The organism is Kineococcus rubinsiae (assembly GCF_011839805.1).
Lineage (GTDB): Bacteria > Actinomycetota > Actinomycetes > Actinomycetales > Kineococcaceae > Kineococcus > Kineococcus rubinsiae.
Genome location: NZ_VWPY01000016.1, coordinates 1 through 18,727, shown reverse-complemented (window position 1 = coordinate 18,727; position 18,727 = coordinate 1). Strand labels below are relative to the sequence as shown.

The window sequence follows — 18,727 nt, the reverse complement described above, 5'->3', positions numbered from 1 at the left end:
AATGCACACGCGTGTGCAGCGGACGGCTGCACCGTGAGACCGACGTCCAGGAGACCCCGCCATGACCGCACCAGGCACCACGACCCCCGCACTCGTCCGACCGTTCACCGTCGCGGTTCCGGACTCCGAGATCGCGGACCTGCAGCAGCGACTGGCCCGGACGCGGTGGCCGGACCCCGAGACGGTGGGCGACTGGTCGCAGGGCGTGCGCACGGAGGACCTCCGCTCGCTGGTCGCCCACTGGGAGCGCGAGTACGACTGGCGGCGGTTCGAGTCCGAGCTCAACGGGTTCCCGAACTTCCTGACCGAGATCGACGGGCTGGACGTCCACTTCCTGCACGTCCGGTCCGGGAACCCGGAGGTGATGCCACTGCTCCTGACGCACGGGTGGCCGGGCTCGATCGTCGAGTTCCTGCGCCTGATCGGCCCGCTGACCGACCCCGCGGCGCACGGAGGGGACGTCGAGGACTCCTTCGACGTCGTCATCCCCTCGCTGCCCGGCTTCGGGTTCTCCCAGAAGCCGACCGGGACCGGGTGGGACGTCCGCCGGGTCGCCGGTGCCTGGGCGCAGCTGATGGAACGCCTCGGGTACGACGAGTGGGCGGCGCAGGGCGGCGACTGGGGAGCCGTCGTCACCACGGCCCTCGGGGCGGCGCGGCCCGCCGGCCTCCTCGGCATCCACCTGAACACCCAGTACGCCTTCCCCGCGCAGGTCCCCGACGCGCTGTCGCCCGAGGAGCGCCACGCCGTGGAGTCCCTGTCCCTCTACACCGGGGTGCTGGGCGGGTCGAACCACCTCCAGAGCACGAAGCCCCAGACGGTCGGCTTCGCCCTCGCGGACTCCCCGGTCGGCCAGGCCGCCTGGATCTACGAGAAGTTCCAGTCCAAGACGGACAACCGGGGCCTGGCCGAGGACGTCCTCAGCACCGACGACATGCTCGACGCGATCTCGCTGTACTGGTACACGAACAGCGCGGCATCCTCGGGTCGCACGTACTGGGAGAACTCCTCGGGAAGCCTCGCCGGCCCGAAGCTGGCGCTGCCGGTGGCGGTCACGGTGTTCCCGGGCGACATCCCGCGACTGCCCCGCAGCTGGATCGAGGACACGTACACCGACCTCATCCACTACGGCGAGGCCGAACGGGGCGGGCACTTCGCCGCCCTTGAGCAACCCGGGATCCTGGTCCGCGAGATCCGGACCGGACTCAGGAGCCTGCGCGCACGAGGTCGGAGCTGACGTCGAACAGGCGCCGGGCGAGGTCGTCGTCGCGGCTCTGGGGGTTCACCCGAGACGCCACCGACCGCTTCTCGTAGTACTCACCGGATCGCCAGTCCGTCCCCGGCGCGGACGTGGACAGCCACACCAGCTGGTCCGCTCCGCGGTCCGGCCCGGCGATGAACCGCCGCGCGAGCGGGTTGGCGTAGACGAGCTTCATCGCGGTGCTCGTGGTGTCCGAGGCGAAACCCGTGGCCACGACACCGGGGTGGAACGCGGCCGCGGCCAGGCCGTCGCCGTGGAACCGGTCGTGCAGGGCCCGGGTGGTGAGGATGTTGGCGAGCTTGGCGTCCCCGTAGGCCTTGTTCGCCGAGTACCGCCGGGCGTTGCCCAGGTCGTCGAGGTCGAGGTGGCCGTACAGGCGCGCGGCGATGCTGGACGTCGCCACGATCGTGGCCCGGCTGCTGATCAGGACGTCCAGCAGCAGGTCGGTCAGCAGGAAGGGAGCCAGGTGGTTGACCTGGAGGGTCTTCTCGAAACCGTCCGCCGTGGGCGTCCGGTCCCCGAAGACGCCGCCGGCGTTGTTGACGAGGACGTCGATGCGCTGGTGGCGCGACCGCAGGCGCCCGGCCAGCTCGCGCACGTCGTCGAGCCGGGTGAAGTCCGCGACGTGGCTTTCCACGCCGAGCTCGGCCGCGATCGCCGCGGTCTTCTCCGGGGAGCGACCGACGACGACGACGGTGTGCCCGTCGGCGGACAGGCGCCGGGCGCCCGCGGCGCCGATGCCGTCGCTGGCGCCGGTGATCACGATGGTCTTGGGCATGGGGTCCTCCGTCGACGTGCTGCGTGGGGGCGGGTCGTGGTGGGTGCGACCGACCTCGGCCCCATCCCACCGACTAACGCTTGTTAGCTGGTTCACCGTACCACCTAACAGTCGTAAGCTGGTGGCGTGAGCGCGAGCGACGGAAACCCGGCAGCGGCAGCGGACTCCCCCGCGAACCCCGGGGGTGGCCGGCGCACCGTCAACGCCTACGGGCAGGGAGCGCACCTGCGGCAGGAGATCCTCGACGCCGCCGGTGAACTCCTCTCCGGCGCCGGCGCCGGCCAAGGCGTCACGCTGCGGGCCATCGCCCGGCGGGCGGGGATCGCCGCGCCGTCCATCTACCGGCACTTCGCCGACCGGGACGCCGTCCTCGCCGCCCTGGTCGAGGAGGCGTTCACCGCGCTGGCGGCGGCCGCGCACGAGGCGGCCCGCACCGCCCCGGACCCGGCCGGCGCGGTGCGCGCGGTGTGCGCCGCCTACGTGACGTTCGCCGCCGAGCAGCCCGGGCGCTACCGGGTGCTCTTCGAGCGCGGTCCCGCCGACATCGCCGCCGGTGCGCCCGCCTACCCCGCGGGGTCGGCGGCCTTCGACGTCCTCGTCACGGCGCTGCAGCAGGCCGTGGACGCCGGCACCTCCACCAGCAGCGACCCCCGCGCGGACAGCGCCGCCCTCTTCGCCTGCCTGCACGGGGTGGTCACCACACCCGCCGCCACACCCGGGTTCCCGTGGCCCGAGGGCCGCCACCTGCTCGACCGGGTGGTCACGGCGGTCGCCCGCCTCACCCCCGCGGCGCCGTCGTCTCCCTCTCGGGAGGGAGGCGCCGCTCCCGCCCGCGCGTGACGTCCGCGAGGGGGGCCGGTTCCTAGGTTCGGAGGCGACCGGAAACACCCCTCCACCGGACGGACGAACCCCCGTGAAGAAGCTCCTGCCCCTCCTGCTCGCCACCACGATGACGGCGACGCTGATCGCCTCCTGCGCCGGGGACGGAGGGGACGGGGACCCGGCCGCCCCGGCAGCGGACCGGCCCGCCACGGCCGCGACCACGGCTCCGGCGTCCACCGTGGCCGCCCTCGCATCCTGTGCCGACCTGCCCTCCCTGCCCACCGCGGTGTGCGGGACGGTGACCGTGCCTCTGGACCGCAGCGACCCGGGCTCGGCGAGCACCCGCGTCGCCTTCGCCCTGGTCCCCCGCACCGACACCACCCGCCCCGGCCTGGGCACGATCGTCCCCAACCCCGGCGGCCCCGGGACCTCCGCCATCGACGCCACCGGGGCCCTGTTCACCGAGGCCCTGCAGCCGCTGGTGGACCGGCGCGACGTCTTGCTGATCGACCCCCGCGGGGTGGGCCGCTCCGACGCGATCACCTGCGCCGCACTGGAGGGGCCCGACGACACGTTCGGAACCCTGGCGCAGCAGCGCGCGGCGATCGGGGCCTGCGGGGAGCAGCTCGGCGACCGGGTGGGCGACTACGGCACCAACGCCGTCGCCGACGACGTCGACGCGGTCCGCGCGAGCCTCGGCATCGACGACCTCGACCTGCTGGGTCTCTCCTACGGCACCTACCTGATGCCCGTCTACGCGCAGCGCCACCCCGAGCACGTGCGCACCCTCAGCCTGGCCGGGGCCTACTCGGTCAACGACGACCCCACGGGCGCCGTGGGGGCCGCCGCGTTCCGCCGCGCCGTGGAACTGACCTGCGAGAACCTCGGCTCGTGCTCGGGGGACGTCGTGCTGGCCGACCTCGCCTCCCTCGCAACGCAGCTGCGCACCCACCCCGAGTCCGTGGACGTCCCCTTCGAGGGCGCCGCCCACCACGTCGTCCTGGACGAGTGGCGGCTCGCCTCGGTGGCCGGGCGCGTCTTCTCCAGCGTCCCCGATCCCGAGGGGCTTCAGGCGCTGGCGGGTGCCGCCGCCTCCGCCCGGACGGGCGACCTGGCGCCGCTGCGGGAGTTCGTGACGGCCAGCCTGACCGCCACCGCCGAGATCGCGTCCTCCGGCGCGGAGGTGGTGTCGGTCGCGCAGAGCTGGGCCACCACGTGCCACGACTACCTGCGCTCCTTCGACTACTCCGACAGCCCCGCCGAGCGCGAGCAGACCTACGACGCGACGCAGGCGGACCTGCAGGAGGAGGAGTTCGCCCCGTTCAGCGCCTCGGCGTGGACCACCCGCGCCGACTACGACAACGGTGCGTGCCTCGCCTGGCCCGACGACCCCACCGCCGAGGTCCCCTTCGCCCGGGGCACCGAACTCCCCGACGTCCCCGTCCTCGTCCTGAACGGCGACCTCGACGCCAACACCCCCAGCGCCTCGGGCCGGCAGGCGGCCGCGCAGTTCCCGGACGCGACGTTCGTCGAGGTCCCCGGCGCCGGGCACACCCCCGCGACCACACCCGAGGGCCTGACCCGGATCCTTTCCTTCATCGCCGCCGGGCACGTGTGAGTCCGCACCCGGGTCGGTGGAACGGACACGACAGGATGGGCACGGGACGAGCGCGGGAGGAGGACCGGCGATGACGCTGCACGACGAGGTCGCGGGCGAGGTCCGCACCGCGGGCACCGACGAGGACACCGGGCTGCGCCGGCAGTCCCTCCTCATCGCCGCGCTGTGCACCGCGGGCGACGGGGTCCTGTTCGGGCTGGCGATCTCGTCGGTCCCCGGGTCGGGAGCGCTCTCCTCCCCGCTGACGTGGATCGCTGCCGCGGCGGTCCTGCTGGCCGACCTCGCGCTCGCGCTGCCGGCCCGCACGGCGGGTGCGGTCGCGGTGGTCCACGGCGTCGTGCGCTGCGCCACGGCCCTCCTCCTGTGGCAGGCCAGCGGCGTCCAGGACCTCGGCACCGGGAACTCCACCGGCCTGGTCGTGGCCGGCTACCGCGCCGGTGCGTGGGTGACGGGGCGCGCCTCGTGGGTGGCCCTCGCGGCGCTGGCGCTGGGGATGACGGGGACCCAGCTCGTGCAGGGCCGGGGTCCGGGTGGTGGACCGGTGACGGCTGCCGTGGCGGTCGCCGTGGTGACCACGGTGGCGAACACCGCCCTGCCGTGGCTGATGGGGCGCTACACCACCGGACGGGCCGGTCACATCGAGGAGGTCGAGCGCGCCGCCGCCGACGAGCGCCGCCGGGCGCAGGAGGACCTGAGCCGCGCCCTGACCGCCGAGCGCGGGGCGATCGCCCGCGACCTGCACGACACGATCTCCCACCACGTCAGCGCGATCGGGATGCACGCCGCCGCAGGGCGTCTCGCCCTCACCACGCCGGACTCCACCGGTTCACCCCGGCGTGGGAACGACCTGGCCGCGCGCGCCCTCGACCACGTCGAGACGTCCAGCGGTTCGGCCATGAGCGACCTGCGGCGCATGCTGGACCTGCTGGCCGGCGAGAACGCGGACGGCGCTCGCCAGCCCGGTCTCGCCGACCTCGACGAACTCCTCGCGGGGAGTCGGCGCGCCGGCCTCGACGTGACCTGCGAGGTGGCGGGTCTGGACGCCGGGCACCTCCCGCAGTCCGTGCAGCTGGCGGCCTACCGCATCGTCCAGGAGGTGCTCACCAACGCCCTGCGCCACGGGCGGGGGGAACTCGACCTCACGGTGCGGCAGGAATCCCGCGCGCTGGTGGTCGTCGGGGTCAACCCGATCGCCGCGGCCCCCGCGGGAACACCCGGGGGCGGTTACGGGCTGGCGGGGATCCGGCGACGCGCCGAGGTCTTCGGCGGGACCTGCACGAGCGGTCCGGCGGCCGACGGCCGCACCTGGTCCACCCGGGCGACCCTCCCGCTGGAGGCACCGTGACCATCCGCGTCGTCCTGGCCGACGACCACGACCTGTTCCGCAGCGGGTTCCGCGCGGCGGTCGAGACCCAGCCGGACCTCGAGTGCGTCGCCGACGTCGGGGACGGACGGTCTGCGGTCGAGGCCGTCACCCGGCTGGTGCCCGACGTCGCCGTGCTCGACGTGCGCATGCCCGCGATGGACGGGCTCGAGGCGGCGGAGACGCTGCTCGCGCAGGGGGTGCGGACGCGGATCATCCTGCTGACGACCTACGACGACGACACGTACCTGCACCGGGGGCTGCAGGCGGGCGTCAGCGGTTTCTGCCTGAAGGGGATGCCGACCGTCGAACTGCTGGCCGCGATCCGGGTCGCCGCCCGGGGTGACGCCCTCATCGACCCGTCGGTGACGCGTCGCCTCGCCCAGCGCTTCGCCGCCGGCCTGGGTTCCGCCCACCTCGGGCGACGCCCGCCACCGCCGGCGCTGAGCACGCTCACCGCCCGCGAGCACGAGGTGCTGCTGCAGGTGGGCCGCGGGTTGTCCAACGCCGAGATCGCCACCGCCTGCTTCATCGGCGAGCAGACCGTCAAGACGCACGTCTCCCACGTCCTGACCAAGCTGGCGCTGCGCGACCGGGTCCAGGCCGTGGTGCTCGTCCACGAGCTCGGCCTGCTGGACGACTGAGGAGGAACCGGGTCGGGCCTGCCGGTGCTCCTTCGTCAGGAACCGCCGACGGCCCCGTCCGCCGACGCCAGGTTCTCGCCCACACCGACCCGGTCCTCGCACGCCGGGGCGTCCGCCAGGTCGAAACCCTCGGGGACGAGCAGACCCGTCGCCGAGGCCTCCGGCGTCCCGCGGTCAGGGGGACCCCGTTCTCGGCGCGGGAACCCTGTCCTCAGGGCGAGCAGGGCTGGGCCCGTCCTGGCCCGGGGGGTCCGCTCAGCCGCCGAAGGCAGCCACGACCTGAGCGGCCGTGCCGCGGTAGCAGCTCAAGGTGTAGTCCAGCGCCTGCACCGAGCGCTGGGCCGCCTCGGCGTCCACCACCCCGCAGGCGTCCTGCACCACGACCGGCAGGAACCCGAGGTCGGCGGCGTGCCGGGCCGTGGGCTCGATGCCGATCTCCAGCACCGCCCCCACGAGCACCAGGGTCCTCACCCCCCGGTCCCGCAGCACCGCCTCCAGAGGTGTGCCCACGAACGCCGACATGCCGAGCTTGTCGAACACCGGCTCGGCCCCGACCGGGGTGAGCTCGGCGACCAGCTGCGTCTGCGGCGCCGCCGGCGGGAAGGGAGCCACGACGTCGCCGGCCTGCGGCACCCGCTGCCAGGCCATCGCCGTGCGCAGCCCGGCCACCCCCAGGTGCGACGGCGGCAACGACACGTGCCGCACGTACAGCACCGGGACCGCGGCGGCTCGGGCGGCGGTCAGCACCGCGCCGATGCGCCCGGTGAGCGTCTCGCGCTCCCGGACGTGGGCGAAGATGCCGACCTGAGCGTCGTAGACCAGCACCGCGCTGGCCCCAGCGGCGCACATCTCGGTCAGGTTCTCCGGAACCGGCACTCCGAACGCATGCTGCACGACGACGAGGATGACAGCCCGACCGGCACGGCGACCAGACCCGGCGGCCACCACCTCGCCTCCCCTGGCGGGGCCGCCGGGCGGCGCGCGGAGTCGTACGAGGAGGACATCGCGACTGCCGACCGCCGCTCGTGCCGCGATCCGGGCGGCTGGTCGTCATCTGCCGGCAGCCGGTGACAGGAGATCCGCAGGGCGACGAGCTCCCGCACGTGACCGGCCTCGACCCGGCGCGCTACCTCCCGAGCACCTTCACCGCGGGATCCTCAGCGGACACCCACCGGCGCAGCCGATCTGACGACGCGGCGGCGCGTGTGCGACAGTGCCGCCGTGTCCGACCCTGGAACTCGCGACGACCGTCCCGTGCTCGGGCTGGTGGGGCTCGGGCGGATGGGGACGCCCATCGCGGAGCGGCTCAGCCACCGGTTCACCGTCGGCGCCTTCGACACCGATCCCACCCGGGAGGGCGCCGTGGCCGGCGTCCGGTGGCGACCCTCGGTGCGCGCTCTCGCCGCGTCCTCCGACGTCCTGGTGACGGTCCTGCCCGGACCGGGTGAGCTCAGCACCTGCCTCCGCGAGGCGCTGCCGGCGCTGCGCCCCGGTGCGCTGTGGCTCGACCTCACCTCGGGCGATCCCGCCGTCACGCGCGGGCTCGCCGAGGAGGCGAGCCGACGCGGCACCGCGGTCGTGTCCGCCCCGATGGGTGGTTCGGTGGCCGAGGCCACGGCCGGCGACCTCAGCTTCTTCGTCAGCGGGAACGACGCCGCCGTCGAGCGGGCGCTGCCGGTCCTGCGGACGCTGGCGCGCCCGGGCGGTGTCCGGCGGGCGGGTGCCCGGGCCGAGGACGGTCAGACCGTCAAGCTCCTCGCCAACGCGCTCTGGTTCGCCAACGCCGTCGCCGCGGCGGAGGCGATGCTCGTCGGGCAGGGGCTGGGCCTCACTGCTCCCGCTCTGCACGGCCTGCTCCGGGACAGCGCCGGGGGGAGCCGGTTCCTCGACGATCACCTCGGCCGGCTCCTCGACGGCGACTACCTGACGACCTTCGGGATCGACCGGGTCGTGGAGGAGCTCGACACCGTCGACACGATGAGCCGGGCGACGGAGGTCCCGACCCCCGTGCTCGACGCGTCGGCGCAGCTGCACCGCGCCGCGCTGGAGCGGTACGGGCCGCAGCCCGGCGAGCTGCTCGCCGTGAAGCTCCTCGAGGAGCGCACGAGGCGGCAGCTGCGCCGCTGACGGCCCGCCGGGGAGGTCAGCCAGAACAACCGACGGACGGCGCTGACCTCACCGCACCGACGTGTCGACCAGGATCTTCATGCGGTTGCCCTTCAGGAGTTCGAGAGATCCAGCGAGGAGGTCAATCGCTCGATGGTCGCCAGGGCCGAGACGACGAGCTCGACGTCGCGGCGCAGGGGAAGTGTGACGACCTCGGCGTCAGCCGAAGAGGAGCGCCGCCTCGTCGTAGCGTGCCTGGGGCACGCGGTTCAATGCGTTGGTGGCATCGGCGATGCTGACCGAGACGATGTCCGTGCCCCTCAGAGCCACCATGCTTCCCCACCGGCCCTTCGCGGCAGCACCCGCGGCGGCCATCCCCAGCCGGGTGGCGAAGACGCGGTCGTAAGCGCTGGGCACACCTCCGCGCTGACTGAAACCGAGCGTGGTGGCTCGCGATTCGATGCCGGTCTTCATCTGGATGAGCGGGGCGAGATGGTCGGCGATCCCTCCCAACCGAGGGCGGTTGAACGCGTCGAGACCCTTGTGAGAGTGCGCTTCGGCCGCACCTTCGAGCACGAAGCCTTCGGCGACGACGATGACCGGAGCTCTGCCGCGGTCCCTGACCATCTCGACCCAGGTGCAGATCTCACCGAGGCCCACGGACTGCTCGGGGATGAGGATGGCGTGGGCGCCGGCCGCCATCCCCGAGTGCAGGGCGATCCACCCCGCATGGCGACCCATCACTTCCACGACGATGCACCGCTGGTGGGACTCGGCAGTCGTGCGGATGCGGTCGATGGCCTCGGTGGCGATCTCCACGGCGGTGTCGAAGCCGAAGGAGTAGTCGGTCGCGGCGAGGTCGTTGTCGATCGTCTTGGGGACACCGAGCACGGGCAGGCCGGCATCGGCGAGTCGACGGGCGGCGGTGAGCGTCCCTTCTCCGCCGATGGCGATGATGCCGTCGACCTGGTGGTCGTGGAGGACCTTCGCGACGTTCGCCGCACCACCGCGCGGTCCCTCGAACGGGTTGGTGCGCGAGGAGCCGAGGATGGTGCCGCCCTGCTTGGAGATGCCGCGGACGCTGAGGCGGTCGAGCGCCACCAGGTCTGCTTCCAGGACACCCTTCCAACCGTACTTGAAGCCGACGAAGTCGTTGTCGTGAGCACGTGTTCCGGCCAGGACCGCCCCTCTGATGACGGCGTTCAGCCCCGGGCAGTCACCGCCGGACGTCAGCAGACCGATGCGCATGGAGACCTCTCGAGGAGCATGGGCGAGTGGGCCCGATGGGCTCGACCCAGTGCGGTGGGCGATGCATCGCCGTGCCCGGTCCCGCGGCGACGTCCCTGCGTCGGAGCGGGCGGGCACGGCGACGCGTCACCCCTGCGCCCCGGCGGGCGCGTCAGGACTGATCAGGGCGCGCGTGGTGTTCGTGACCCCTTCGACGTCGTAGCCGTACTCCGGGTAGATCGAGTCCGGGTTGCCCAGCAGGGCGAACTCGTCGGGGACCCCGAGCTTCTTCAGCTTCACGGCGACTCCGGCCTCGGCGATGGCGGCCGCGACGAGGGTTCCGAGACCTCCCTCGATGTTGTGGTCCTCGACGGTCACGATGTGACCGGTCTCGCGTGCCGCAGCCACGACGGCCTCGCGGTCGAGCGGCTTGATGGTGTGCATGTCGATCACGCGGACGCTGAAGCCCTCCTGCTCCAGGCGCAGCGAAGCCTGCAGGCCCAGCCAGACGCCGACTCCGGCGCCGATGATCGTCGCGTCCACACCCTCGCGGACACGGATGGACTTCCCGATCTCGAAGTCGTAGTCGGCCCCGTCCGGGTAGACCTGGGGCTCATCACCGCGCGCGATGCGCATGAAGATCGGCCCCGGGTAGTCGACGGACGCCTCGATGACCTTGACCGACTGGTTCGCGTCGGAGGGCGCGATCACGGTCATGTTCGGGATCGAGTTCATGATCGCGAAGTCGCAGATGGCGTAGTGCGTGGGGCCTCCACCGGGGGTCGTCCCTCCGTGGGTGGCGATGAGCCGGACGGGGAGGTTCTGGTAGGCGACGTCCGTGTGGATCTGGTCGACGGCCCGCAGCGAGAGGAAGGGCCCGAACGCGTTCGCGAAGGGGATCTTCCCCGCGAGGGCCATGCCCGCGGAGATGCCCACGAGGTTCATCTCCGCGATGCCGACGTCGGTGACGCGGTCGGGCAGTCGCTCGGACACCGCGCGGACGTTGGACCCCTCCGGCATGGCGTCGGAGTTGAGGTAGGCGATCCGCTCGTCCTTCTCGATGAGCTGGAGGATCTTCTTCGGGACGAGGTCTCGGGCGTTCATCATCTGCACGGCGTCGTCCATGCTGAAGTTGAACGAAGCGTTGCCCTTCTCGAACATCAGTGGCTCCTCCTCGCGAGCTTGTTGCGGTCGATGCTCTCGATCGCGATCTGCAGGTTCTCGTCGTTGATGCTTCCCAGGTGCCACTTCGGGCCGTTCATGAAGTCGACACCGAAGCCCTTCACGGTGTTCGAGATGACCGCGACCGGCTTGCCCTTCTCACCGGGCACGACCGGAGGCAACTGCGAGAAGGCCCGGACCACGGCCGTCATGTCGTTGCCGTCGATCTCGACCACGTCCCAGCCGAACGACTCGAACGCCGGCTTCCAGTCGACGACCATGTGCTCGCCGTGGCGGAAGGAGCCTGTCGAGCGGTTGAAGTCCACGATGGCGACGAGGTTGGACAGACCGTGCGACCCGGCGTACATGATCGCCTCCCAGTTCGACCCCTCCTCCATCTCTCCGTCGCCGGTCATGACGAAGGTCCGGGAGGTGCGTCCGTCCGCGCGGTTGGCCAGCGAGAGCCCGACGCCGAGCGACAGACCGTGTCCGAGCGAGCCGGTCGAGGCCTCGATGCCCCTGATGTAGTGCATGTTCGGGTGCATCCCGAACGGGTGGTGGGGCTTGTTGTACCCCCCGAAGACCTCGTCGAAGGTGTACAGGCCGAGGTCGGCGAGGATGTTGTACAGCAGGACGCCGTTGTGGCCCTTGCTGAGGATGAACCGGTTGCGGTCGGGATCGTCCAGGTTCTCCGGGTCGAAGCCGAGGAAGTGGTAGTAGAGCGCGACCGCGACGTCCGTGGCGCTGAGCGGTCCCCCGAGGTGGACCGTGCCAGGGATGAGGTAGGCGCCGCGGACGACCTGCTTGCGGATGTGGGCGGCCCTGTCCTCCAGGTGCTCGACCAGTTCGAGGTCGACGTCCAGAGCGGTGGTCGGGTTCGTCACGTCGTTCTCCTTCTGGTCGAGCTGCGAGGGTGGGGTCACCAGACCGTGGTTCCGCCGTCGACGAGGATGTCCGCGCCGGTGATGAACGAAGCGAGGTCCGTGGCGAGGAAGGCGACGATGCCGCCGATCTCGTCCATCGTGCCGAACCGCTCCATCGGAAGGTGTGACGGACCGGACTTGGCGGTCGCGAGGAAGTCCTCCGCCGAGATGCCGATCTGGCTGAGGAACCCGTCGTGGATCCCGGAGATCATGACGCCCGGGCTGATGCTGTTGAACCGGATCCCGTCGACGGCGTAGTCGGCGGCCATGCCCTTCGTGAGGTGCTTCACGCCGGCCTTCGTGGTCGAGTAGGCGATCCCGTGGCGGGAACCCGGGGGTGCCTGGTTCACGATGCTGCCGGACATCGAGGCGGTGTTGATGACCGAGCCGCGGGTCCCCGCCTGCTTCATCACCCGCGCAGCGTGACGATTCACCAGGAACATGCTCGTGAGGTTGATGTCGATCATCCGCCGCCACGAGTCGAGCGGCATGTCGGCGCTGTCGTCGCCGGTGATGATGCCCGCGTTGCTGTGGACGACGTCCAGTCCGCCGAGGTCGCGGACGACCTGGTCGAACATGGAGACCACGGACGCCTCATCGGCCACGTCGGTCTCGAGTGCGGTCGTCTTCACGTCGTAGCGGGACGAGATGAACTCGGCGACCTCGCGGGCGGTGTCGATCTTGAGATCCACGACTGCCACGTCCGCTCCGAGGTCGGCGAGGGCGGAGGCGGTCGATCGCCCGATCCCGCCGGCTCCCCCGGTGACCAGAGCGACCTTGCCCGTGAGGTCGAAGCGGGCCCGCGTGGGCAGCAGCTCGTCGAGCGGGGTGGCTGTAGCTGTAGCCATCTCGATGCCTCCTTGCATCCGTGTCCAACGCCGGGTGAGCACCCGGTGGACGGAGACTAAGTAGTTACTAGACGCGTGTCAAGTGAGTAGACGTACGTCTAGTCCGACTGCCGTCAGCCTCCTCCACCTCCTGGTCGACCACGCGCCGACCAGGTCTCCGCCGCCAGGCTCCGGGACGCACGCGCCGAGAGCGGAGTCGGCCGGGATCCCCCTGCTCGACTCGGCGACGCACGGCTCGAGGACAGTCGTCCTCGTTCCGCCGTACGAGGCCTCGGTGACGACGGTGCGCGGTTCCTCGGTCCGCACCGCCTGTGTCGCAGGTCCAGGAGTACGGTGGACGGATGCCTCCTGGAACGGACATCGAGGAACCCGCGCGACGTCCGACGATCCACGAACGCCGACGACAGGAGACGCGAGACGGTATCGTCGCGGCCGCATCGTCACTCATCCTCGAGCGTGGTTTCGAGAACACGACGGTGGAGCAGATCGCCGAGAAGGCGGGTGTCAGTCGCGCCGCGTTCTACCTCCACTTCTCCGACAAGTCGCAGCTCTCCATCGCGATCGGCACGGAAGGCCAGGAGGAGTTGCGCGAGCTGTACCGCCAACTCGCTGGACTGGGCCGACCGTCACGCGCGGAGGTGGAGAACTGGGTGAGGAGGCTCACCGATCACTTCCAACGGCACCGGGTGGGTCTCGAGGTGGGGATGAAGGTGAGCTTCGCCAACGCCTCGTTCGCCCAGACGGACTGGACGCTGCTGAGGGAGCAGGCCGAGTGCCTCGGACCTCACCTCGACCGCTGGGAGGGCGATGCTCGGGAAGAGGCGATCACTCGCGTCATGCTCATGCAGGTCAACGCAGCGGTCACCTTCTTCGAGTGGAAGGTCCGGGGCATGCCCTACCGCGAGGCTCACGTCGTGCGCGCCCTCGCCGAGGCGTGGCACTCGGAGCTGCACCACCCGGATTGAGCCCGCAGCGGCTGATCGGGGCGCACCTCTCCCGCGCGGGAACACCGCGAACCAGCGGTGGGCGACCGACTGGCCGCAGCCCGACCAGTGGGTCCCTCGGCGCGGGTGCCGAGTCGGCGGCACCCAGGCGGTTCAGCGGCGGCGCCCCCACGCCTCGAACTGGTCCTGCACCTCGTCGAAGAACGCGGTCTTGGCGCGGGTGTAGTCGTCGTAGTCGGCGTCGCCGGCGTGCTCCGCGGCCACCCCGGCCTTGAAGGAGGCGTAGCGGTCGCGGGCCTCGGGGTGGGCGCGCAGCCAGTCGCGGAACCAGACGGCGTAGCGGCCCCACGGCGAGGCCGTGAGCCGGACGTGCAGGATCGCGGCCCCGGGTCCCTCGATGTCGCAGACGAACAGCCGCTTGCGCCAGACCTCGTCGGGCACCTGCTCCGAACCGCGGGGAATGTCGCGGTGGACCCCGGGTGAGTCCGGTCGCGAACCGGTGGTGGGGACGAAGCCGGTCGGGGCCAGGGCCCGGTCCAGGAGTTCGGGAGGCGGCAGCTCGCTGACCTGGACCTGGAGGTCGAGGCACGCCTTGGCGGCGAGGCCCGGCACCGACGTGGAGCCGATGTGCTCGAACGACTCGGCCACCCTCAGCGGCTCCACCGCCTGTTCCACGGCGGCGAGCAGTCGAGCCGCGCGTCGCGGCCAGTCGGCGTCGTAGGGCTGCAGCACAGCGGGTCCAGGCACGGAGTGCACGCTACTGAGGGGCACCGGAGGAGACGTGGCCCGGCGCGCCGGGACCCGGCACGATCCCCACCGGGACCGGAACGGCGCGGTAGCCCCCTGCCGCCACCGACGACACCCTGCACGCCGAGGTGATGCCGCCTGATCCTCCGTGCCGCCTGGTCCTCCGTGCCGTCAGGACCAGTCGCCGTCGCCGGTCCCGAGGTGCTCACGGCCCAGGTCGGTGATCGGGATGGCCGCCATGCTGGTGAAGCCGATGTCCAGCAACGTGGCTCGCGCCACCCCGGACCCGCCCAGGGTGGACATGCCCTCGATGACGGCGCAGAAGAACGTCCCCAGGGCGTCGGCGTCGGCGTAGGCCTCGATCTCCCCGGCGGCCTGGGCCTCGGCGATGCACGCGGCGTAGTGCCGGCTCATCGACTCGAACGCGGCCTCGACCGTGGAGGCGACCTCGGCGTCGCGCGCCGAGAGCTCGACGGCGGCCTTGGTGAACAGCGAGGGCGCAGCCTGCGCCGAACCCTGCTCGACGGCGACCTTGACCAGCTGGGAGCGGATGCGCCCGATGGGGCTGTCCTCCCCGTGCCGGATGGACTCGACCGCCTCGACCGCCTCCGCGGCGTCGCTGAGGAACGCCCGCATGAACAGTTCCTTCTTGCCCCCGAAGGCGTTGTACAGGCTCTGGCGCGCCAGGCCGGTGGCCTCCAGGAGGGTGTCCAGGGACGTGCCGGCGAAACCGGTGTCCGCGAACGCCTTCCGGGCGCGGGCGATCACGTCGGCTTCGTCGAACGTGCGGGGTCTGGCCATGGTCGTCCTTGGGGTCGGGTTCGTGACCGGCTGGTCCATGATGACGCACGACCGGGGGGCGGACGGGCGGGCTGGGCGCGTCAGGAGGATCGCGGCGCGGTGGGGACGCTCCCGTGATCGGGTGCGCCCTCGGCCGGGACGCCGGCGGTGGCCGCGGGACGGGAGCCGAGCGCGAGGAACACGACGGCCCCGACCAGCGCGATCGCACCGGCGAGCCGGAAGTCCGCGTCGAGACCGGACACCGTCACGACTGCGCCGCCGAGGACGGAGCCCGCGGCTAGGGCGAGCTGGAGCGTGGTGACGAACAGGGCGAGCCCGGTCTCGACACCCGCCGGTGACGCGGTGGACATCCACGTCTGCAGAGCCAGGGGCAGTGCCCCCCACACGAAGCCCCACACCACGACCAGGGTGAGGACCGCGACGGTCGAGTGCGCGAGCAGCGGCAGCAGCAGCACCGCCGCGGCGAGCACGACCTTCGCGATCGCCGTCGTGCCCAGGACGCTGCGGCTCAAGGTCGCGCCGGCCGCGAAGTTGCCCGCGATCCCGGCCACGCCGAACGCGAGGAGCGCGGCGGTCACCGTCGCGGGGCCCGCCGCGGCCCGGTCCTGCAGGAAGGGGGTGACGTAGGTCGAGGCGGCGAACTGCGCGGCGAAGGCGAACGCCGCCGCGACGAGCCCGATCCGGGCGCGCGGAACCCGGAACAGCGAGCCGAGCGCGGACACCCCGACCCGGTGGGCCGAGGGGATGCCCGGCAGCGTCAGCAGCTGCAGGAGCAGCGCGAGGAGCCCGACGGCGGCGCCGATGACGAAGGCGAGGCGCCAGGTCGACAGCGCCGAGACCGCCGCGCCCAGCGGGAGGCTCACGACGGTGGCCACGGAGATCCCGCCGGTGATCAGCGCGGTCGCGCGGATCGTGTCGCCCGCGGGCACCAGCCGCCCCGCGATCCCGGCCCCGGTCGCCCAGAACCCGCCGAGGCTGACCCCCAGCAGGACACGGGCCAGCAGGAGGACGGCGAAGCCCGGGGCGAGGGCGGCGAGGACGTCGGAGAGGACCAGCAGCGCGCTGAGGCCGACGAGGACGACCCGCCGGTCGAGGCCGGAGGCGGCCACCGTCACGGCGGGGGCGGCGATCGCCGCGAAGAGGCCCGTGACGACGACCATGAGGCCGGCCGTCCCGATCCGGACGTCGAGGTCGGAGGCGATGGAGGTCAGGAGCCCGACGGGCAGGAACTCCGACAGGACGATCGCGAAGGAGCCGAGGGCGACGGAGGAGACACCGAGCCACCCGCGCCTCGCGGCGGGGTCGGTCGCGGGCGGAAGGGGGGTGGGGGTGCGGTCGTCCACGGGGGAGCTCCTCGCTGGTGGTGGGTGGTCGGGGTGGTCGGGGTGGGCCGGGATGAGGCGGTGCGGGATCAGGCGATGGTGGAGCCGCCGTCGACGTAGACCTCGCTGCCGGTCATGCCCGAGCTCTCCTGCGAGACGAGGAAGAGGACGACGGCGGCGACCTCCTCGGGCCGCAACACCCGCCCGAACGGCAGCCCGGCGGCGATCTGCTGGACCAGGGCGTCCCCGCTGCCCGGGGCCAGGCCCTTCAGCCCCGGGGTCTCGGTCGGGCCGGGGATGACGGTGTTGATGCGGATGCCGCGCGGGGCCAGTTCGGCGGCCCACGTGCGGGTCAGCGTGGCGACCGCGGCCTTGGAGGCGCCGTAGAGGCCGAAGCTCTTCTCCGTCCCCGAGGCGGCGGTGGACCCGGTCACCACGATGGTGGCGCCGTCGTTCAGGAAGGGCAGAGCCCCCTGCACGGTCAGCGTGGTGCCGCGGACGTTGGTGGCGAAGGCGGCGTCGATGTCGGCGGGGCTGACGTCGGCCAGGGGCTTGAACTCCCCGAGGCCGGCGTTGACGTGCACCGCGTCCAGCCCGGTGCCGCGGGCGGCGACGGCGTCGAAGAGGGCGGCGACCTGAGCCGGGTCGGAGGCGTCGGCGCGCACGGTGGTGACGGCGTCGCCGAGCTCGGCCGCGACCGCGTCGAGCTGGGCCTGGCGCCGGCCGGTGAGGACGACGTGGGCGCCCTCGGCGACGAAGCGGTGGACGACGGCCAGGCCGATGCCGGACGTGCCGCCGGTGACCAGGGCGGTCCTGCCGGTGAGGGCGTTGGGGTTCGCGGTGCTGTTCACGGTGGCTCCCGTTCGGTTGTTGACTGATTGGTCTTGAACGTACGCCTTGCTGGACCAGTCAGTCAAGAACTACCGGGCGGGGGTTGCTGCCGTGGTCTCACGGCGACGGTCCTGGGCGCCGCCGCGACGGGGGTCCTGTGGCCGCGTGGGGCCGGAGAGGACGACGAGGGAGCGGTCGTCGAAGCCTCCACCGACGGCACGTGCCGCGGTCACTCCGGTCGCTGCGGCTGCGGGTTCAGGGTGTCGCTGTCCCAGGTCACGCGCTGGCGGTGATCCACGTCCCACGCCTCCAGGCCGGGCGCAGCCAGCACCGCGTCGATGCAGGCCCGGCTGCCACCCACGTAGGTAGTCATCAGGTCGACGTCGGTGGCCACGCACCACGCCCGGTCCGCCGGCCACCACAGGCTCGGGCTCTGCTCCCGCGGACCCTCCTCCATCGAGACCTGCGCCGCCTGCGACAGCGGCCCCGTGAAGAGCAGCATCTCCCGCGACGGCATGGCCACGGTCTTCGCGACCCCCGCCAGGCCGAGCGCGCCGAACCCCTCCCACACGGCGTAGAGGCAGTCGTCGGGAGTTCCGGTGGAACGCGCCAGCACCGGCACCAGCGCCGCGGCCTGCGCGGCGGGCAGGCTGCCCTCGACCGGTTCGAGGTCCCACACCTCGGATTGCGTCTGGCCGTGGTGGTACTCCCAGGAACCGGTGACGGCGACCCACTCCATGCCCGCGTGGGCCTGGCGGCCGTTGGCCGCGGCGACCTCCGCCCAGCTGACCGAGACGTCGCGGCCGAAGTCGTCGCGCCGGGCGGCCGGGTGGAAGACCCGCGCGTACGCCTCGAAGACCGGCGGCACCAGCGAGCCGACCGTGTGGTCGAAGGTGCGCACCGCGGCCACGATCCAGTCGGCCGCGCTGACGTCGTCGGGCAGCTGCCACAGCTGCCCCAGTCCCTCGCGTCGCATCCACCCACCCTGTCGTCGCGGGCCGCGGAACCCGTCCCTGGAACTCCCCCGACCGGGCGGCAGGGCCGCGGGACGAGGTGACCGCCGGAGTTCTGCTGGAGGTCATAGCGGCGGCGACCGGCCCGCGCCACCCGAGCGACGATGCCCACGACGGCAGCGACCACGAGGACGATCAGGACCAGCACCACGATGTGCCACGGCTTCACGGTTCCCATGCGGTCACCGCAACGACGCCGTTGGCCCGCGTCCGGCGATCACGTCAGGCCAGGACGAGGTGCAGGAGCACTTCCCCGGCCGCACCGAGCGGCAGGACCAGCAGCAGCCACGCCGCCGCCGCGCGGACACCCCGGCCGGG

At 72.4% G+C, this 18,727-nt stretch carries 19 protein-coding genes; 8 read left to right on the top strand and 11 right to left on the bottom strand.

The features are described 5' to 3' along the window. Positions 1 to 61: 61 nt before the first annotated feature. Entirely contained in the window at positions 62 to 1,237 is a 1,176-nt protein-coding gene (locus tag F1544_RS10305; RefSeq protein WP_167584939.1) for an epoxide hydrolase family protein, read from the top strand. Here the strand turns inward: F1544_RS10305 and F1544_RS10300 are convergent. After that, entirely contained in the window at positions 1,206 to 2,039 is an 834-nt protein-coding gene (locus F1544_RS10300) for an SDR family NAD(P)-dependent oxidoreductase (RefSeq protein ID WP_167584937.1), read from the bottom strand. The two genes, F1544_RS10305 and F1544_RS10300, sit on opposite strands and share 32 nt — an antisense overlap. A gap of 126 nt (positions 2,040 to 2,165) precedes the next feature. Here F1544_RS10300 and F1544_RS10295 point away from each other — a divergent pair, with 126 nt between their 5' ends. From F1544_RS10295 to F1544_RS10280, 4 genes are all read left to right on the top strand, one after another. Then, on the top strand, positions 2,166 to 2,879 hold the full coding sequence (locus tag F1544_RS10295) for a TetR/AcrR family transcriptional regulator (RefSeq protein WP_167584935.1): 714 nt from the start codon (positions 2,166 to 2,168) through the stop codon (positions 2,877 to 2,879). A gap of 73 nt (positions 2,880 to 2,952) precedes the next feature. Next, a complete protein-coding gene (locus tag F1544_RS10290; protein WP_167584933.1) occupies positions 2,953 to 4,479 on the top strand; it encodes an alpha/beta hydrolase in 1,527 nt (508 codons plus the stop codon). Positions 4,480 to 4,549: 70 nt separating this feature from the next. Then, positions 4,550 to 5,824: a sensor histidine kinase gene (locus F1544_RS10285; RefSeq protein WP_167584931.1), complete on the top strand. Its 1,275-nt coding sequence runs from the start codon at positions 4,550 to 4,552 to the stop codon at positions 5,822 to 5,824. Further along, complete coding sequence (locus tag F1544_RS10280) at positions 5,821 to 6,486, top strand: response regulator (protein ID WP_167584929.1); 666 nt, start codon at positions 5,821 to 5,823, stop codon at positions 6,484 to 6,486. Before F1544_RS10285 ends, F1544_RS10280 begins: the two co-directional genes overlap by 4 nt. 255 nt (positions 6,487 to 6,741) lie before the next feature. On the opposite strand, the gene F1544_RS10275 is transcribed toward F1544_RS10280, so the two are convergent. Then, entirely contained in the window at positions 6,742 to 7,335 is a 594-nt protein-coding gene (locus F1544_RS10275) for a cysteine hydrolase family protein (RefSeq protein ID WP_167584927.1), read from the bottom strand. 36 nt (positions 7,336 to 7,371) lie between these two features. Here F1544_RS10275 and F1544_RS10270 point away from each other — a divergent pair, with 36 nt between their 5' ends. Both F1544_RS10270 and F1544_RS10265 read left to right on the top strand, forming a co-directional pair. Continuing rightward, a complete protein-coding gene (locus F1544_RS10270) occupies positions 7,372 to 7,557 on the top strand; it encodes a hypothetical protein (RefSeq protein WP_167584925.1) in 186 nt (61 codons plus the stop codon). Positions 7,558 to 7,707: 150 nt separating this feature from the next. After that, positions 7,708 to 8,613 carry an NAD(P)-dependent oxidoreductase gene (locus tag F1544_RS10265; RefSeq protein WP_167584923.1) on the top strand — a complete coding sequence of 302 codons (906 nt, stop codon included), beginning with the start codon at positions 7,708 to 7,710 and terminating at the stop codon, positions 8,611 to 8,613. Between the two features lie 198 nt (positions 8,614 to 8,811). On the opposite strand, the gene F1544_RS10260 is transcribed toward F1544_RS10265, so the two are convergent. From F1544_RS10260 to F1544_RS10245, 4 genes are all read right to left on the bottom strand, one after another. Beyond that, complete coding sequence (locus F1544_RS10260; RefSeq protein ID WP_167584921.1) at positions 8,812 to 9,840, bottom strand: ATP-dependent 6-phosphofructokinase; 1,029 nt, start codon at positions 9,838 to 9,840, stop codon at positions 8,812 to 8,814. A 126-nt stretch (positions 9,841 to 9,966) separates the two neighbouring features. Further along, positions 9,967 to 10,980, bottom strand: coding sequence for a transketolase family protein (locus F1544_RS10255; protein ID WP_208971649.1), 1,014 nt, complete (start codon positions 10,978 to 10,980; stop codon positions 9,967 to 9,969). Beyond that, a complete protein-coding gene (locus tag F1544_RS10250; protein WP_208971648.1) occupies positions 10,980 to 11,864 on the bottom strand; it encodes a transketolase in 885 nt (294 codons plus the stop codon). The genes F1544_RS10255 and F1544_RS10250 overlap by 1 nt, the downstream gene beginning before the upstream one ends. Before the next feature lie 35 nt (positions 11,865 to 11,899). Further along, entirely contained in the window at positions 11,900 to 12,751 is an 852-nt protein-coding gene (locus F1544_RS10245) for an SDR family NAD(P)-dependent oxidoreductase (RefSeq protein WP_167584919.1), read from the bottom strand. A gap of 341 nt (positions 12,752 to 13,092) precedes the next feature. On the opposite strand from F1544_RS10245, the gene F1544_RS10240 reads away from it, so the two are divergent. Beyond that, complete coding sequence (locus F1544_RS10240) at positions 13,093 to 13,716, top strand: TetR/AcrR family transcriptional regulator (RefSeq protein ID WP_167584917.1); 624 nt, start codon at positions 13,093 to 13,095, stop codon at positions 13,714 to 13,716. A 132-nt stretch (positions 13,717 to 13,848) separates the two neighbouring features. Here F1544_RS10240 and F1544_RS10235 read toward each other — a convergent pair whose 3' ends face one another. From F1544_RS10235 to F1544_RS10215, 5 genes are all read right to left on the bottom strand, one after another. Next, positions 13,849 to 14,442: a GrpB family protein gene (locus tag F1544_RS10235; protein WP_167584915.1), complete on the bottom strand. Its 594-nt coding sequence runs from the start codon at positions 14,440 to 14,442 to the stop codon at positions 13,849 to 13,851. A gap of 171 nt (positions 14,443 to 14,613) precedes the next feature. Next, positions 14,614 to 15,243: a TetR/AcrR family transcriptional regulator gene (locus F1544_RS10230; protein ID WP_167584913.1), complete on the bottom strand. Its 630-nt coding sequence runs from the start codon at positions 15,241 to 15,243 to the stop codon at positions 14,614 to 14,616. A gap of 80 nt (positions 15,244 to 15,323) precedes the next feature. Beyond that, on the bottom strand, positions 15,324 to 16,586 hold the full coding sequence (locus F1544_RS10225) for an MFS transporter (RefSeq protein WP_167584911.1): 1,263 nt from the start codon (positions 16,584 to 16,586) through the stop codon (positions 15,324 to 15,326). A 68-nt stretch (positions 16,587 to 16,654) separates the two neighbouring features. Further along, the gene (locus tag F1544_RS10220; RefSeq protein WP_167584909.1) at positions 16,655 to 17,416 is read right to left on the bottom strand and encodes an SDR family NAD(P)-dependent oxidoreductase; all 762 of its coding nucleotides are present in this window, start codon (positions 17,414 to 17,416) and stop codon (positions 16,655 to 16,657) included. Between the two features lie 209 nt (positions 17,417 to 17,625). Next, the gene (locus F1544_RS10215) at positions 17,626 to 18,372 is read right to left on the bottom strand and encodes a hypothetical protein (protein WP_167584907.1); all 747 of its coding nucleotides are present in this window, start codon (positions 18,370 to 18,372) and stop codon (positions 17,626 to 17,628) included. Positions 18,373 to 18,727: the final 355 nt, after the last annotated feature.

Excerpts from the sequence above, each read along its gene's own strand:
- F1544_RS10305 (WP_167584939.1), top strand. The coding sequence starts at position 62 with ATGACCGCACCAGGCACCACGACCCCCGCACTCGTCCGACCGTTCACC.
- F1544_RS10300 (WP_167584937.1), bottom strand. The coding sequence starts at position 2,039 with ATGCCCAAGACCATCGTGATCACCGGCGCCAGCGACGGCATCGGCGCC.
- F1544_RS10285 (WP_167584931.1), top strand. The coding sequence starts at position 4,550 with ATGACGCTGCACGACGAGGTCGCGGGCGAGGTCCGCACCGCGGGCACC.
- F1544_RS10275 (WP_167584927.1), bottom strand. The coding sequence starts at position 7,335 with ATGTGCGCCGCTGGGGCCAGCGCGGTGCTGGTCTACGACGCTCAGGTC.
- F1544_RS10270 (WP_167584925.1), top strand. The coding sequence starts at position 7,372 with ATGCTGCACGACGACGAGGATGACAGCCCGACCGGCACGGCGACCAGA.
- F1544_RS10260 (WP_167584921.1), bottom strand. The coding sequence starts at position 9,840 with ATGCGCATCGGTCTGCTGACGTCCGGCGGTGACTGCCCGGGGCTGAAC.
- F1544_RS10255 (WP_208971649.1), bottom strand. The coding sequence starts at position 10,980 with ATGTTCGAGAAGGGCAACGCTTCGTTCAACTTCAGCATGGACGACGCC.
- F1544_RS10245 (WP_167584919.1), bottom strand. The coding sequence starts at position 12,751 with ATGGCTACAGCTACAGCCACCCCGCTCGACGAGCTGCTGCCCACGCGG.
- F1544_RS10240 (WP_167584917.1), top strand. The coding sequence starts at position 13,093 with ATGCCTCCTGGAACGGACATCGAGGAACCCGCGCGACGTCCGACGATC.
- F1544_RS10230 (WP_167584913.1), bottom strand. The coding sequence starts at position 15,243 with ATGGCCAGACCCCGCACGTTCGACGAAGCCGACGTGATCGCCCGCGCC.
- F1544_RS10215 (WP_167584907.1), bottom strand. The coding sequence starts at position 18,372 with ATGCGACGCGAGGGACTGGGGCAGCTGTGGCAGCTGCCCGACGACGTC.